The organism is Geodermatophilus siccatus (assembly GCF_900103785.1).
In the GTDB taxonomy this organism is placed as follows: domain Bacteria; phylum Actinomycetota; class Actinomycetes; order Mycobacteriales; family Geodermatophilaceae; genus Geodermatophilus; species Geodermatophilus siccatus.
In genome coordinates this window covers 416856-431927 of sequence record NZ_FNHE01000002.1, presented here as the reverse complement: position 1 = coordinate 431927, position 15072 = coordinate 416856, and the positions used below count along the sequence as shown (strand labels likewise).

The 15072-nt window shown below is 75.1% G+C and carries 12 protein-coding genes; 5 read left to right on the top strand and 7 right to left on the bottom strand.

Annotated features, from left to right (window positions below):
- Window positions 1-1245 carry a cytochrome P450 gene (locus tag BLS21_RS05215; protein WP_091214713.1) on the bottom strand — a complete coding sequence of 415 codons (1245 nt, stop codon included), beginning with the start codon at window positions 1243-1245 and terminating at the stop codon, window positions 1-3.
- 168 nt (window positions 1246-1413) lie between these two features.
- On the opposite strand from BLS21_RS05215, the gene BLS21_RS05210 reads away from it, so the two are divergent.
- Window positions 1414-2352: an AraC family transcriptional regulator gene (locus tag BLS21_RS05210; RefSeq protein WP_091214711.1), complete on the top strand. Its 939-nt coding sequence runs from the start codon at window positions 1414-1416 to the stop codon at window positions 2350-2352.
- Window positions 2353-2361: 9 nt separating this feature from the next.
- On the opposite strand, the gene BLS21_RS05205 is transcribed toward BLS21_RS05210, so the two are convergent.
- Window positions 2362-3828 (bottom strand): MDR family MFS transporter, encoded by a 1467-nt coding sequence (locus tag BLS21_RS05205; RefSeq protein WP_245700071.1) that lies wholly within the window; start codon window positions 3826-3828, stop codon window positions 2362-2364.
- A 265-nt stretch (window positions 3829-4093) separates the two neighbouring features.
- Between BLS21_RS05205 and BLS21_RS05200 the strand changes: the two genes are divergently transcribed.
- The gene (locus BLS21_RS05200) at window positions 4094-5287 is read left to right on the top strand and encodes an amidohydrolase family protein (protein ID WP_175479431.1); all 1194 of its coding nucleotides are present in this window, start codon (window positions 4094-4096) and stop codon (window positions 5285-5287) included.
- A 25-nt stretch (window positions 5288-5312) separates the two neighbouring features.
- Here BLS21_RS05200 and BLS21_RS25505 read toward each other — a convergent pair whose 3' ends face one another.
- Window positions 5313-6194: a response regulator transcription factor gene (locus BLS21_RS25505; protein ID WP_217635989.1), complete on the bottom strand. Its 882-nt coding sequence runs from the start codon at window positions 6192-6194 to the stop codon at window positions 5313-5315.
- A 675-nt stretch (window positions 6195-6869) separates the two neighbouring features.
- Here BLS21_RS25505 and BLS21_RS05190 point away from each other — a divergent pair.
- Window positions 6870-7652: an AfsR/SARP family transcriptional regulator gene (locus BLS21_RS05190; protein WP_091214707.1), complete on the top strand. Its 783-nt coding sequence runs from the start codon at window positions 6870-6872 to the stop codon at window positions 7650-7652.
- Window positions 7653-7763: 111 nt separating this feature from the next.
- On the opposite strand, the gene BLS21_RS05185 is transcribed toward BLS21_RS05190, so the two are convergent.
- The 3 genes from BLS21_RS05185 to BLS21_RS05175 all read right to left on the bottom strand — a co-directional run bounded on the left by BLS21_RS05185 (window position 7764) and on the right by BLS21_RS05175 (window position 10231).
- Entirely contained in the window at window positions 7764-8357 is a 594-nt protein-coding gene (locus tag BLS21_RS05185) for a DJ-1/PfpI family protein (RefSeq protein ID WP_091214704.1), read from the bottom strand.
- Between the two features lie 322 nt (window positions 8358-8679).
- Window positions 8680-9156: a DoxX family protein gene (locus tag BLS21_RS05180; RefSeq protein WP_175479430.1), complete on the bottom strand. Its 477-nt coding sequence runs from the start codon at window positions 9154-9156 to the stop codon at window positions 8680-8682.
- Between the two features lie 562 nt (window positions 9157-9718).
- Window positions 9719-10231, bottom strand: coding sequence for a single-stranded DNA-binding protein (locus tag BLS21_RS05175; protein ID WP_091214700.1), 513 nt, complete (start codon window positions 10229-10231; stop codon window positions 9719-9721).
- Between the two features lie 174 nt (window positions 10232-10405).
- On the opposite strand from BLS21_RS05175, the gene recD2 reads away from it, so the two are divergent.
- Complete coding sequence (gene recD2 / locus BLS21_RS05170) at window positions 10406-12640, top strand: SF1B family DNA helicase RecD2 (protein ID WP_175479429.1); 2235 nt, start codon at window positions 10406-10408, stop codon at window positions 12638-12640.
- 73 nt (window positions 12641-12713) lie between these two features.
- Here the strand turns inward: recD2 and BLS21_RS05165 are convergent, their stop codons facing one another.
- Window positions 12714-13277: a hypothetical protein gene (locus BLS21_RS05165; RefSeq protein ID WP_091214697.1), complete on the bottom strand. Its 564-nt coding sequence runs from the start codon at window positions 13275-13277 to the stop codon at window positions 12714-12716.
- Between the two features lie 334 nt (window positions 13278-13611).
- Between BLS21_RS05165 and BLS21_RS05160 the strand changes: the two genes are divergently transcribed.
- A complete protein-coding gene (locus tag BLS21_RS05160; RefSeq protein WP_091214695.1) occupies window positions 13612-15072 on the top strand; it encodes a hypothetical protein in 1461 nt (486 codons plus the stop codon).

Sequence of the window (15072 nt, the reverse complement as noted above, 5' to 3'; positions counted from 1 at the left end):
TCAGACCTCCCAGGTGACGTGCAGGGTCGTCGGGCCGCGGAAGCCCCAGCCCCAGAACTCCACGCCCTCGCGGGTGTCGCGCTCCAGGTTCGGGATGGACTCGAAGAGCTCCTCCAGCCCGATGCGCATGACGTGGTTGGCGAAGTAGATCCCCGCGCAGGCGTGGTTGCCGGCGCCGAAGGCCAGGTGCGGCAGCGGCGGGCGGTGCAGGTCGTAGGCGGTCGGCGCCTCGTACAGGCCCGTGTCGTGGTTGGCCGACCCGTAGGACAGGATCACCGGCGTGCCGGCCGGGAGGTCGACGCCCGCGACGGTGACCGGCGTGGTGGAGATGCGCGCGGTGGCCGACCAGATCGGTGAGGTCCACCGCATGCCCTCGGAGATGGCCCGCGGGATCAGGGTGGGGTCGTCGACGACCTCCTCCATCTGTTCGGGCCGGCTGAACAGCCCGACCAGGGTGGAGGCCATGCCGTGGCCCGGCTCCTGCATCGCGCCGAGCAGGTAGACGTAGATCGTCGGGTAGATGTACTCGCGGTCGCGGGTCCGGCCGGGCGGCATGCCGTCGTGCAGCCAGTGCGAGATCGCGCTGTCGTCGGGCTCGACGATCCACCGGTCGATCAGCGGGTCGACGATCGAGCGGATCTCCGCCTTGGCGGCGTCCCCCTCGGCGAAGCCCTCCGGGTGGGCGAACTCCCCGTTCTCGTCCATCGCGGCGTTGGTGAACGACCGGTTCAGCTTGTGGAACCAGTCGCGGAGCTGGTCGGAGGAGACGTCCTTCAGCCCGAGCAGGTCGCCGAGGGCGCGCACGCTGACCGGCTCGCAGTACTGCGCGACCAGCTCGGCGTGCCCGTCGTCCTCGAACTGCTCGAGGAAGCCGCGGGCGATCGGCCGCACCAGGTCGTCGATCCACCGGTCGACCTCGACCGGCTGCAGCGCCGGCTCGACCATCGAGCGGAGGTCGGCGTGGACGTCGCCGTTGACCCCGATGATCGCGGGGTGGCCGAACGTCCGGCCGCCGGCCGGGGTGATGACGGCCTCGAAGTCCGGGCTGGTCGCGATCGAGCGGCACACCTCGGCGGTGGAGGCCACGTAGGAGCCGAGCACGGGCACGAAGGCCAGCGGGGCCTCCCGGCGGAGCCGCTCGTAGACGGGGTACGGGTCGCGCTCGAGCTCGGTCATGGTGACGGCGTCGAGCCAGGACAGGTCGCGCTGCTCCGTCGCGGCAGCGGGCTGTTCGGTGATCGTCATCAGGTCCCTCCGGACTCGGTCTTCCTCACGGGCGGCCCGTGGTCGGTCGGAAAGCTAGGCCGGGCGCGGGTGGGCCACGACACCCATCGCGCGGCCGCGGCACCGATCGCGCGGCGGTGTTGTGATCGTCGTCTCAGGGGGCCCGGCCGCTCGGGTAGCCTCGAACGCGTGTCCGGCCGGCGTCGTGGCGGGCCCTCCGACTGGGGGCAGGCCTCCCGCGTCGTCGCCGAGGCGTACTTCCCGCACGAGCTGCGCCGGCTGGGCGGCGCGGCGGCACCGCGGCTGACGCTGCGCACGCTGGACCTCGGCCACGTCCTGGTGGGGCACGTGGGCTGGGGGGCCGACGTGGCGATCGAGTGCGACTACCCCGGCGCCTACGAGGTCAACATGCCGCTGACCGGGCACCTGGAGAGCCGGGGCCGCCACGGCCGGGTGACCTCGCTCCCCGGGCAGGGGACGGTGTTCCGGGCCGACACCCCGTCGCTCATCAGCCACTGGGACGCGACCTGCACGGTCCTCGGGGTCAAGTTCGACGGCGCGTGGCTCGAGCGCGAGGCCGAGCGGGTGCTGGGCGGCGACCGCGCGGGCACCCGCGGCTCGCTGCCGGACCAGGTGGACCTCGGCTCGGGTCAGGGGCTGGCCTGGCGCCAGCTCGTCGCCGGCCTCTCCGCCCACCTGCGCGCGCCCGACCTGTTCGGGGGCAGCACCCTGGTCCGCGACCAGCTCGCCGGCGCCGTCGCCGCCGGGTTCCTGCTCTGCAGCTGCCCGGACGGCGGGCGCGCCGTGGGAGCCCGGCCCCGCACGGTCAGGCGGGTGGTGGACCAGCTGCACGACGACCCGGCCCGGCCGTGGACCGCCGGGGAGATGGCCGCGCTGGCCGGCACCAGCGTGCGGCGGCTGCAGGAGGGCTTCCGCGAGTGGCTCGGGTGCACGCCGACCGAGTACCTGGCCGGCGTCCGGCTCCAGCGCGCGCACGCCGAGCTGGTGGCCGATCCGTCCCGCACCGTCAGCGACGTCGCCGCCACGTGGGGGTTCTCCAGCGCGAGCCGCTTCGCCGCCGCCTACCGCCGCCGCTACGGGCGTTCCCCGTCCGAGGCGCGGCGGTGAGGACCCCGGTCAGCCGGCGGCGACCTCGGTGGCCTCCTGCGCCGGCGGCTGCGCCCGGCTCCGGTCGCGCGGCATGAACAGCACCGCGGCCAGCATCGCCACGGCCAGCACCGTCGTCCCCAGGAAGACGGAGTGCACCGCGGTGGTGAGCGCCTCCGGCGCCACCCGGTCGCTCTCCACCCCCGATCGGCCGAGGGTCGCGTTGACGACCGCGCCGAAGACGGCGACCCCGACGGCGCTGCCCGCGGAGCGGGAGAACATGTTGAGGCCGGTGACCACGCCGCGCTCGTGCCACTGCACCGCCGACTGGGCGGCGATGAGCGTCGGCGCCGCGGTGAAGCCCATGCCGAGGCCGATCACGAACGCCGTCGCGCCGACCTGGACCACGCTCGAGGACTCGTCGAGCAGGAGCAGCAGCGCCGAGCCGAGGACCACGACGGCGGCGCCGACGAGCGCGGTGGACCGGATGCCGATCCGGAGGTAGACCCGGCCGGACAGCGACGCGGTGATCGGCCAGCCGAGCGTGAGGGCGGCCAGCGCGAACCCGGCGACCAGCGGGCCGGTGCCCAGGACGTCCTGGGCGAACGTCGGCACGTAGGAGGTCAGTCCGAGCAGGACGGCGCCGACGCAGGCGGATGCGAGGTTCGTCGCGACGAGCAGCCGGTTGCGCAGCAGCCGGAGCGGGACGACGGGATCGGCCGCCCGGCGCTCGATGACGACGAACAGCCCGAGCAGGACGGCGCCGGCCACGAGGACGGCGATGCTCTGCGCGGACCCCCACGCCCAGGCCTGGCCGCCCTCGAGCAGACCGAGGACCAGCAGCGTGAGGGCGACGGTGAGCGTGGCCGCCCCGGCGGAGTCGATGCGCGGACGCCGCCGGTCGACCTGCTCGTGGAACCGCAGGGCGATGGCCGCCGCGGCGACCAGGCAGAGCGGGATGTTGACGAAGAAGATCCACCGCCAGCTGAGGTACTGGGAGAAGACGCCGCCGAGGGTCGGGCCCACGACCGACGACACGGCCCAGACGCTGGCGATGTAGCCCTGCACCTTCGCGCGCTCCCTGAGCGAGTACAGGTCACCGACGATCGTCATCGACATCGGCTGGACCGCGCCGGCGCCCAGGCCCTGGACGGCGCGGAACGCGATGAGCGCCCCCATGCTCCCCGCGACGCCGCAGAGGACCGACCCGAGGAGGAACAGGCCGATGCCGACGAGCATCACCGGCTTGCGCCCGAAGACGTCGGCCAGCTTGCCGTAGACCGGGACGGTCACCGCCTGCGCCAGCAGGTAGACGGAGAACAGCCACGGGAACTCGGCGAAGCCGCCGAGGCTCGCCACGATCGACGGGACGGCGGTGGCGATCACCGTCGCGTCGATGGCCACCAGGGCCGTGGACAGCATGATCCCGATGAGGACCGGGCCGCGCTCCGACCGGAATCCGACACCCGACGACGCTGCGCCCCGCTCCACGCTCACTGCTCCGAGGTTAGGACGGCCGGGGGACGCGCACAGGGCCGCCTCCGGCGGACAGGTGGAGCTCCGCCCACCGCGGCTGCCGTCCGGGCGTCGCGGCCGCGCACCGGCCGGGTGCGGCCTCCGGCCGGGCGCCGCCTCGGCCGTGCGGGTCCTCGGCGAAGGCTCCGGCGGTGTCCACGGTCGGCCCTCGAGGTCGCCCTCCGGGATGCTGGGACGCGGTGGCGCCGGTCGGTGCGGCCACGCTCGACGGGAGGGTGGGGGCAGGGTGGCGCCGGACGACCTGCTGATCCAGGGAGCCAAGCTCTTCGACGGGCACCGCTTCCTCCCGCCCGGATGCCTGCTGGTGCGGCAGGGGCGCGTCGCCGCGCTCGCCGAGCGGCTGACCCCACCGGCGGGCGTGCCGGTCCTCGACGCCCGCGGGAGCACCGTCCTGCCCGGCCTCATCGACGCGCACGTGCACGTCCTCCCCGGCGCCCTGCAGGCGGCGCTGCGGGCAGGGGTCACCACGGAGGTGGACCTGTTCGCCGACCCCCGCCTCGTCGGGTCCCTCCGGCAGCAGGCGGCGGCCGATCCCGGCGCAGCCGATCTGCGCTCGGCCGGCATCGGCGCCACCGCTCCGGGCGGCCACCCGACCCGGCTGGTCGAGCGGGGGTTGCTGCCGCCCTTCCCCACGGTGGCGGGACCGGAGGAGGCCGAGGACTTCGTGGCGGCGCGGGTCGCGGAGGGCTCGCACCTCCTCAAGGTGGTCCTCGAGGACGGCACCACCACCGGGCACCCGTGCCCCTCCCTGACGGCGGACACGGTGCGGGCGCTGGTCTCCGCTGCGCACGCCCGCGGCCTCCTCGTGGTGGCCCACGTCCTCACCCAGGCGCACGCGCTCGTCGCCATCGGCGCGGGCGTCGACGGGCTGGCGCACCTGTTCGTGGACGAGCCGCCCGCACCGCAGTTCCTCGACGCCGTCGCGCAGGGCGACGTGTTCGTCGTCCCCACGCTCACCTCGCTCGCCGCCCGCGCCGGGCACCACCGGGGCCGGGCGCTGGCCGCTGATCCCCACCTCGGTCCGTCCCTGGACCCGCGCCAGCGCGCCACCCTGGAGATGGACTTCCCGGCCGCGCCGGGCGCACGGGCCGACCTGGGCCACGCGCTGTCGACCGTCGACCGGCTGCACCGGGCGGGCCGGCGGATCCTGGCCGGGACCGACGCGTCCAGCCCGGGCACCGCCCACGGCGCCAGCCTGCACGACGAGCTCCTGCTGCTGGTGGAGGCCGGTCTCCCGACGGCCGCGGCCCTGGCCGCGGCGACCAGTGCCCCGGCCGCCGCACTCGGCCTCCCCGACCGGGGAGCGCTCACCCCGGGGCTGCGCGCCGACCTCCTGCTCGTCGACGGCGACCCCGAGCTCGACGTCACCAGGACCCGGCACGTCGTGCAGGTCTGGCGCGCGGGCCGTCGAGGGACCTGACCGCCGGCCGCCGCACCGGCGGGCGTCAGGACCCGCCGTCGCCCCGCCCGGCGTGCTCGACGGCGGCGAGGTGCTCCCCGCTGCGGGGCGAGGGGACCAGCGCGGTGGGGTCCGTGGTCCCGCGTCGTCCCCCGCACCCGGCAGGCGTGGCCAGGAGGCCGGCGTCCCGGGCTCGCTGGACCGCCATCAGCCGGTCGCGCACGCCGAGCTTGCGGTACAGGTGCTCGAGGTGCTTGTGCACCGTCCGGGGCGAGGTGTCCAGGCGGCGGGCGATCGCCTGGGCGGTGAGACCTGACCCGAGCAGCGTGAGCACGGCGAACTCGCGTTCGGTCAGGCGGCGGTCCACGACGCGGTCGAGCTGCTCCTCGGGCACGTCCTGGAGCGCCCGGTGCTGGCGGACCAGCGCGGCCACTGCCGGCAGGACCAGGGTGGCCAGGTCGGCATCGGCGTCGTCGTAGTCGTCGTCGGGACGGCTGACCACGTAGGCCTCGATCCCCCTCCCCACCCGGAGGGGCAGCGCGAGCTGGTGGGTGATCCCGAAGGGGCGGGCGAACGCCGACCACTGCGCGCACATCCTCGGACCCGCCACCGCGCGCGGCACCCGGCCCAGGATCTGGGGTGCCGAGCAGCCCGTGACGGCGTACCACCGGATGAGCGGCTGGGTGGTCGCGTCGGGGAGGATCCCGGACGGCGGCGTCGTCGGCAGGTAGCCGACCGGCCAGCCCCCGACGACGTGGTCCACCCACGCGCGGTCCACGACGTTCAGCGAGCAGCAGGCCGCGTCGAAGGACTCGAGGAGCAGGGCCGCCACCTGCGCGTGCGGGAACTCCCGCGCCCCGGGCTGCCCCTGCAGGATGTCGCCGACGAGCTCCAGCCACGCTGCATGACGCCTCGTGGTGCGCGACACAGAGCTGAGGGTAATCCGTCAGCGCCGGATCGCGGAGGTCGTCCGGGCACGGCGGCCAGGGCCCGGCAGCCGGTGTGGCCCGCCGACTACGCACAAGTGCGTACGGTCCCGGCGCTCGGACCTGGCTAACGTGGCCCTTCCGCATCTCGAGCGCATGCGTCCAGGGGGAGTCATGTCAGGCAGCGTCGTACACCTGCATCTGAGGACCACCAGCGCGAACGAGGGCGGTCGGGCCCGCCAGGCGCCACCGAGCCGCACGACCTGACGGCCGGTCGATCCCGGAGTCGCTGGGGCGTACGCGCCCACCCCGGTGAGCGGCCGGCCGCTCCCGTCCCGGAGCCCACTGCGGACGACCTGACCCATGCCGTCCACCGGCCAGCACGGTGGAGCCACCGGCCAGCACGGTCGAGCCCCGTCGGCGGTCGTGCCCGCCCGGGCGGGCCCGCAGACGCGCAGCCGCGTCGGCTGGCCTCCTCCGCCGGGAACGGCCCGGAGGCGGAGGACGCCCACCTGGCCGCTCGACCCCGCACCGACGAGCCCGCCCGGAACCGACCGGTCGCCCACCGGGCCCAGGAGGGTCGGTCGTCCGGGCCGGCCGGATCCGGAGCCGGACGGCCGTATCTGGCAGCGCTGTCCGGCGATCGGTCGCTCGACCCGACAGGAAGGACCAGTCCCGTGGACCGTCCACCGGCTGCCCGGATCACCCTGCTCGACGGCTTCCGCCTGGACGTCCCCGGCCGCCACCGGAGGTCGGCCGCGGACGAGCTGCCACGTGGCGTGCAGCGGCTGGTGGCACACCTGTGCCTGTCCCACCGGCCGACCCGGACGGCGACGGCCGGCCAGCTGTGGCCCGACGTGCCCGAGGACCACGCGCACGGGAGCCTGCGCTCGGCGTTGTGGCGGCTCAACAAGGCGGCACCCGGGCTGATCGAGGTGTCGGGGAGCGCGCTGCGGCTGGCGGGGGGTGTCCGCGTCGACGTGTGGGAGCTCGACGACTGGGCGCAGCGGGCGATCAACCCGACCGGAGGCGCCGACGACGTCGCGGTGCCGGACACGGCGCTCCTCGGCGACCTCCTGCCCGGGTGGTACGACGACTGGGTCCTCCTCGAGCGGGAGAGGCTGCGTCAGCTCCGCATGCAGGCGCTGGAGGCGGTGGCAGCCGGACTCGCCTTCCGCGGCCGCCACTGCGAGGCGCTGGAGGCCGCCTATGCCGCGGTCCGCGCCGATCCGCTGCGGGAGAGCGCCCACCGCACGGTCGTCCGCGTCCACCTGGCCCAGGGGAACCTGGCCGAGGCGCTGCGGGCCTACGAGTTCTTCCGGGCGATGGTGGAGGACGAGCTCGGCGTGCCCCCGACCGAGCAGATGACCCGACTGGTCCAGGACATCGCGCGGCTGCGCCGGTCGCTGTGCGGGGAGCGCCGGGCTCCCGGAGGAGCGTGGTCCCGTCCGGAGCGGTGAGCTCCGCGAGGGCCGGACGACGTCCGTCGGCGGTCGTCCGCCGTCCGCACCCGGCCCGGCGCCGCCGGCGGTGCCCACCTGCCGCCGCTGCGCCCGCCCGGCGGATCGCGATCAGGGCGCGTACTCGATGCCCTCGCGGACCTGCTGTGCCCGCTCGCGGCCGGCCAGGCGCCCGACGATGTGCAGGGCCATGTCGATCCCGGCGGAGATGCCGGCGGAGGTGATCACGTCGCCGTCGTCGACGAAGCGCGCACCCGGCCGGAGGGTGATCGTGGGGTCGATGGACCGCAGCTGCTCGAGCGCGCCGCGGTTGCTGGTGGCCGGGCGGCCGCGGAGGAGGCCGGCGGCCGCCAGCACGGTCGATCCCGTGCACACGCTGGTGACCAGGGGGACGTGCGCGCGCTGCTCGCACAGCCAGGCGAGGTGCGCCCGGTCGGTGAGCATCGCCTGGGTACCGTCCCCGCCGGGGTGGAGCAGCACGTCCAGCGGCGGCACGGTGGCGGTGCTGTGGTGGGGCTGCACCACGAGGCCCTTCTCGCACGTCACCGGCCGGCCGTCGGAGGAGAACGTCGTCGCGGTGTAGCCGTCGGCGGGGAAGTGCCGGGTCCACCAGGCGAACACCTCCCAGGGGCCGACGGCGTCCAGCTCCTCCATGACGTCGAACAGCAGGATCCCGATGTGGCGCGTACCCGGCGTCGTGGTCATGGTCGGCGCCTGCGACCCGATCCGGACCGGCGGTGGCCGGGATCCGGCACGCCGCGGGGGAGCCGCCGGTGCACCAGGTCGCCGTCCTCGGCAGTCGTCACTCGCACTCCTCGATGGGTCCATCGCCAGCGGAGTACGGAGCCTTCGTGCGGGCCGTCTGATACCGGCGTGGTCACGTCTGCGGGAGTCCGTCCAGGCCCGCAGACCGGCACACCCGATCGAGGGCCGAGCGCGGCAGGAGCGCCCTGCTCGCTGCGCCGTGCGGGACGCCGGAGCCGGCGACCGGCACCCGTTCCCATCCGGTCCCGTCGACGACGGGTCGTCAGGCCGCGCGCCGTGGCGTCCGACGGAGGCGCCGGACGATCAGCGGGTCCAGCCCGAAGCGGCCGGAGCCGGTCACGGCCAGCACGAGGCCGAGCAGGCCCAGCGCGATGACGAGTTCGGGGCCGTTGTGGTCCATGGCGTACAGGCCGCTGGTGTGCACGAAGACCCAGGCGCCGGCCATGTTCAGCGCCATCAGCACGCCGACGACGGGGACCGCGACGCCGAGGACCATCGCGATCCCGCCGACGAGTTCGAACAGCACGTTGGCCGGCCCGGTGACGGCGGGCAGGGGGACGCCGGCCTCGGCGAAGAGCCGCCCCACCCCGGCGAGGCTGCCGCCGACGTCGTACTCGAGCTCGGCGTGCGCCACCATGAGCACGCCGAGGCCGACCCGCGCGGCGAGCAGGACGAGGTCGCGGGTGGTCTGGACGAGGCCGGTGTGCCGGGTGAGCGCGGTGCGGTCGACGGTGGTCATGGTCGTGGTCCTCCGTGGTGCTCGTGCGTGTGTCCCTGGAGCAGCAGCCCGCCGACGGCCGGCACGGGGGAGTGGCGGCAGGCGGTCAGCGGCGCTGGGGCGCGGTGCGTGGGCGGTGTCCGGGTGCGGTGGGCAGGGGACCCCCTTCCGGGTGTCGGGCTCCCGGGCGGTCGCCCGCCGGCTCGCCAGGTCGGTCGAGCCGGGGTCGCCTCTATGACTCCGCGGGACGGGCGGACTCATCACCACCGGTCCAGCCGATCGGTGCGGGCGGTGTGTGAGCGACGCCCAGCCGTGCAGCCGGTGGGGATGGACGGCGCGGACCCCTGCCGTGGAACGGGTCGTCCCTGGGCGCTCGCGGTCACGACCGAGCAGCCCGGCGGTCGCCGGTGCGCTCCTCCCGGCGCAGCGGCACCGCGCCCGCCGTCGCCGGCCGCATCTGCGCGTGGCCGCTCAGCCGCAGCGGACCCGGGCAGGAGGCGGGTCGGTCGGGGGACCCGACCCGCCTCCGGACGCGGGTACGCCGGTGCGGCACCGGTCGTCCCGCAGGGCCGCGGGGCGGAGCTCAGAAGGGCGGCTCCTCGCTGAGCCCGCCCACCGGCGCGGCCCAGGGGTCGGGTGAGCCGCCTCGCCCGGCCCCGGTGCGACCGTCCCCGCCGCCGGAGCCGGCGCCGAATCCGCCACCGGGACCGCCGCCCGGACCATCCCCGGAACGGGTCACCTTGGTGACCGACGCCGTCGCGTAGCGCAGGGACGGGCCGATCTCGTCGACCTCCAGCTCGACGACGGTGCGCTTCTCGCCCTCCTTGGTCTCGAAGGACCGCTGCCTGAGGCGTCCCTGGGCCATGACCCGCGAGCCGCGGGTGAGCGATCCCGCGACGTGCTCGGCCATCTGCCGCCAGCAGCTGCAGCGCAGGAACAGCGCCTCGCCGTCCTTCCACTCCTGGGTCTGGCGGTCCAGGGTGCGCGGGGTGGACGCGATGGTGAAGTCGGCGACCGCCGCACCCGAGGGCGTGAAGCGCAGCTCGGGGTCGCTGGTCAGGTTGCCGATGATGGTGATGACAGTGTCGCCGGCCATGATCCGGTCCTCCGTGTTGTCAGTGCATCGCTCAGGTGAGCGCCCGGAGGCTACGAGCACCGACTGACAGTTCCGTGCCCGCCGACGGGATCCCGTTCCGCGCACCCGCGGATTTCGTCCCCGGGCGGTGTGACGATCGAGGGGGCGGACGGAGCACCAGCGAGGGGACGGCGGGTGGCAGAGGCGCGGACCGGGTCGGTCCTGGAGGCGACGCTGGAGCGGATCACGTTCGCCAACCCCCAGACCGGCTACACCGTGGCCCGGGTGGACACCGGGCGGGGCGGTGACCTGGTGACCGTCGTGGGGTCGCTCCTCGGCGCGCAACCGGGGGAGACGCTGCGGCTGCGGGGGCGGTGGGGCGCCCACCCGCAGTACGGCCGGCAGTTCCAGGTCGAGGACTACACCACCGTGCTGCCGGCCACGGTGCAGGGCATCCGCCGCTACCTGGGCTCGGGCCTGGTCAAGGGGATCGGCCCGCGGCTGGCCGAGCGGATCGTGGACCACTTCGGCACCGACGCGCTCCGGGTCATCGAGGAGGAACCCGCGCGCCTGGCCGAGGTGCCGAACCTGGGCCCCAAGCGGACCCGGCTGATCACCGCGGCCTGGGAGGAGCAGCGGGCCATCAAGGAGGTGATGGTCTTCCTGCAGGGCGTGGGCGTGTCCACCTCGCTGGCCGTGCGCATCTACCGGCAGTACGGCGACGCCTCGATCGGCGTGGTCCGTGCCGAGCCCTACCGCCTGGCCGCCGAGGTGTGGGGCATCGGGTTCCGGACCGCCGACACGATCGCGGCGGCGGTGGGCATCCCGCACGACAGCACGCAGCGGGTCGAGGCGGGGCTGCAGTTCGTGCTCTCCGAGGCGACCGGGCAGGGGCACTGCTTCCTGCCGGAGGCCGAACTGGTCGCCCGGGCGATCGAGATGCTGCAGGTCCCGGCGGACCTGGTGGGGCACTGCCTGGCCCTGCTGGTCGCGGAGGAGGGCCTGATCCGCGAGGAGTTCCCCGGCGCGGACGGCGAGCCGCCGACGGTCGCGTACTACCTCGTCCCCTTCCACCGGGCGGAGGTGTCCCTGGCCGGGGGGCTGAAGAGGCTGGCGACCGCCGACGACGACCGGCTGGCGGCCTTCGCGAGCGTGGACTGGGACGCGGCGCTGGCCTGGCTGCACCGGCGCACGGGCGTGGAGCTGGCGGCCGGGCAGAGGGCCGCGGTGCAGCTGGCGCTGACCGAGCGGGTCGCCGTCCTCACCGGTGGCCCCGGCTGCGGCAAGAGCTTCACGGTGCGCTCCATCGTCACCCTCGCGGCGGCCAAGGGCGCGAAGGTCGTGCTGGCCGCGCCGACCGGCCGGGCCGCGAAGCGGCTGACCGAGCTGACCGGTGTCGAGGCGGTCACGGTGCACCGGCTGCTGGAGCTGCGGCCGGGCGGGGACGCCGCCTTCGACCGGGACCGGCCGCTGCAGGCCGACCTGGTCGTCGTCGACGAGTCCTCGATGCTGGACCTGCTGCTGGCCAACAAGCTGGTGCGGGCCGTCCCGCCGGGCGCGCACCTGCTGCTGGTCGGCGACGTCGACCAGCTGCCCTCGGTCGGGGCCGGCGAGGTGCTGCGCGACCTGCTCGCCGACGGCACCCCGATCCCGCACGTGCGCCTGACGCAGGTCTTCCGCCAGGCCAGCCGGTCGGGCGTGGTCACCAACGCGCACCGGATCAACGCCGGCAGCCATCCCCAGGTCCGCGGCCTCGACGACTTCTTCCTCTTCCCCACCGACGACGCCGAGGAGACCGCCCGGCTCACCGCGGACGTCGTGGTGCGCCGGATCCCGGCCCGGTTCGGCCTCGACCCCCGCCGCGACGTCCAGGTGCTGACCCCGGTGCACCGCGGGCCGGCCGGCGCCGCCGCGCTCAACGAGCTGCTGCAGGAGGCGCTCACCCCGGCGCACCCCGACCGGGCCGAGAAGCGCTTCGGCGGGCGGGTGTTCCGCGTCGGGGACAAGGTCACCCAGATCCGCAACGACTACGACAAGGGCGCCAACGGGGTCTTCAACGGCACCCAGGGCGTCGTCACCGCCATCGACGTCGTCGACCAGAAGCTCAGCGTCGTCACCGACGAGGACGAGGCGATCGACTACGACTTCAGCGAGCTCGACGAGCTGGTGCACGCCTACGCCGTCACGGTCCACCGCTCCCAGGGCAGCGAGTACCCCTGCGTCGTCGTCCCGCTGACCACCAGCGCCTGGATGATGCTGCAGCGCAACCTGCTCTACACCGCCGTCACCCGCGCCAAGCAGCTGGTCGTCCTCGTCGGCTCGCCCCGGGCCCTCGGTCAGGCCGTGCGCGCCACCGGCTCCGGACGCCGGCACACCGCCCTCGCGCGCCGTCTGCGCGGCAGAGCGCCCTCCGTCGTCCCTGCGGCGTGACGCGGCACCACCCGCCGGTCCGCCTCGCGGCGGTCCCGGCCGTGGAGCACCCGGAACCGAGCGGGGGAGGGCGTCACGGCGTGTTCAGGCGACGCTCCTCCAGCTGGCGCTCGTGCAGCTCCTGGCGAGCCTCGAGCGCCACCTGCGCCTGCATCTCCAGGCCGTCGAAGGTCTGCTCCACCTGCTGCAGCCGCTCCCACCAGGCCGTCACGGCGTGCAGGTCGGCCAGGTCGACCGCGGACAGGCCCAGCAGGCCGCGGACGGACGCGTCCGCCTCCTCCAGCACACCGGAGTCGTCGTCCGGCGACTCGGCCCGCGCTGCCCAGAACACCTCCGCCCACAGTGCGGCCACCGCGACGCCGTCGGCCGGCGGCACCCGTTGCTCGAACGCCAGCCGCCGGTCGGCGGCCACCACGGTCAGCCGCAGCGCCAGCAGGCGGCGCGTCAGTCGCAGGAACTCGGGTGCGGCGGCCCGGCACGCCTGCGGGGTGCCGGCGTCGAGGATCCGCTCGTACATGTCCCCGAGGCGCTGCGACGTCTCCTGGCTCCACTGCCACAGGTCGTAGGGCGTTGCTCCTCGCAGTGCGGCGGCGTCCACCGCGTCGCCACCCGGACCGCCGTGGGAGAAGCCGCTCACGCTCCCGAACGCTAGTGCTGCCTGCTCCCTCGTCCGGCGAGCCGCGCCGCCTCCCCGCAGGACGCCCGCCACTCCGGGGCCGGGCAGCTCTCCCGTGGCTGCCGCGATCGCCCCGCCCCGGTCGCCCGGCGGGAGCTGGCCCGGGTGCGGCCGTGAGGGGCGCCGGTTACGCCGACAGCGAACGGCCGACACGCCGATCGGCCTTCCTGTGCCGCGCTGACCTGCGGGTTCGCACGGAGGGCCGGATGTGCTTGCGCGATCGGCGGATGGATGTGTCAGTACCCACCCCTAGCTTTCGGGTCGACATCTTCCCCATGTCGACGAGGAGTTCACCATGGCCGTCTCTGGCCTCAAGACCCGCAAGCCCACCGGTCGCGTGCCGTGGCCGTGCATCCTCCTGGAGGGGGAGGAGAAGGCCGGGAAGTCGTGGGCGCTGGCCCAGTTCAGCGCCTCGGACAAGATCGGCACGCTGTACTGGATCGACCTCAACGAGGGCGCCGGTGACGAGTACGGCGCGATCCCCGGCGCGAAGTACGAGCTGGTCGAGCACGACGGCTCCTACGCCGCGGTCCTGGCCGCCGTCCAGGCGGTCAAGGCCCAGGCGCGCCGCGCCGCGGACGCCGGCGAGCCGCCGGTGGTCCTCGGCATCGACACCGGCTCGGCCATCTGGGACGGCCTGAAGGACTGGGCGAGTGAGCGCGCCGCGAGGTCCGCCCGCAACCGCGAGCTGCTCAAGCGCGACCCGAACGCCGAGATCACCATCAGCCAGAACCTGTGGAACGACGCCGGCGCGCGCTGGCGCAAGCTGCAGACCGAGCTGCTCACCTTCCCCGGCATCGTCGTCGTGACCGCCCGCGGCAAGGAGGTCACCGAGGTCGACGCCAACGGCCGGCCCATCGAGGGGCAGAAGACGTGGTCGGTGCAGACCCACCGCGAGTTCCCCTACGCAGCCAGCGTGTGGGTGCGGCTGCGCCGCGGGCGCCGGCCGCTGATCGTCGGCGCGCGCAGCGTGCACGTCGGCATCAAGCCCAACGACGACCCGGCCAAGGAGGTCACCGACAAGAAGGCGGACGGCCGGCTGCTGGAGTGGCTGGTGTTCGACGCCCTGAAGTGCGATCCGGGCACCGCGCACGTCCGCGACCTCGTGCCCTTCCACGGCGGCGGGCTGCTCGAGCACGAGCGGACCGAGCAGGCCCCGGCCGGTCGGCAGGCTGCTCGGGCGGGCGGACGGCGCGAGCCCGACGCCGGCGACCTGGTCGCGCGGATCGGCGACGCCGGCGACGACGACGAGCTGCGCGAGGTGTGGGCCGAGGCCAACCGCAGCGGCATGCTGCAGGTCGACGTCCCGACCCCCGGCGGCTCGTACACCGTCGCCGAGCTGATCCAGGCCCGGCACGAGGAGTTCCTCGAGGCGTCGGTGGAGTCCCACCCCGCCGGGCGCCGCAGGGCCTCGGCCGCCGGCCAGACGTCCGCCCCGGAGACGCCCGCCGCGGTGGTGGAGTCCGCCCGGGCCGCCGCCGCGGCCGCCCGACCGTCCACCGGCCGGGAGGAGACGCCGGCGAACCCGCTGCTCGAGCCCTCGCCGACCCCGGACGACCCGGGGGAGCGCCGGCTCAACGCCGCCCGCCGTGGCGTGCTGGCCAGCCTGGAGGCGCTGGGCGTGACCGAGGAGCAGATCGCCGCCCGCTTCGGCCGGCCCGCCGAGCAGGTGGCCACCCGGCGGCTGACCGCACTGGTCCGCGACGTCATCGCCACCCAGCGGGCCGCGGGCGACGACCGCACGGACGTCGCCTGA

What these genes read in the sequence shown, in the direction of transcription:
- BLS21_RS05215 (WP_091214713.1), bottom strand. Translation starts at nt 1,245, where the DNA reads ATGACGATCACCGAACAGCCCGCTGCCGCGACGGAGCAGCGCGACCTG.
- BLS21_RS05180 (WP_175479430.1), bottom strand. Translation starts at nt 9,156, where the DNA reads ATGACCACCGTCGACCGCACCGCGCTCACCCGGCACACCGGCCTCGTC.
- BLS21_RS05185 (WP_091214704.1), bottom strand. Translation starts at nt 8,357, where the DNA reads ATGACCACGACGCCGGGTACGCGCCACATCGGGATCCTGCTGTTCGAC.
- BLS21_RS05175 (WP_091214700.1), bottom strand. Translation starts at nt 10,231, where the DNA reads ATGGCCGGCGACACTGTCATCACCATCATCGGCAACCTGACCAGCGAC.
- BLS21_RS05160 (WP_091214695.1), top strand. Translation starts at nt 13,612, where the DNA reads ATGGCCGTCTCTGGCCTCAAGACCCGCAAGCCCACCGGTCGCGTGCCG.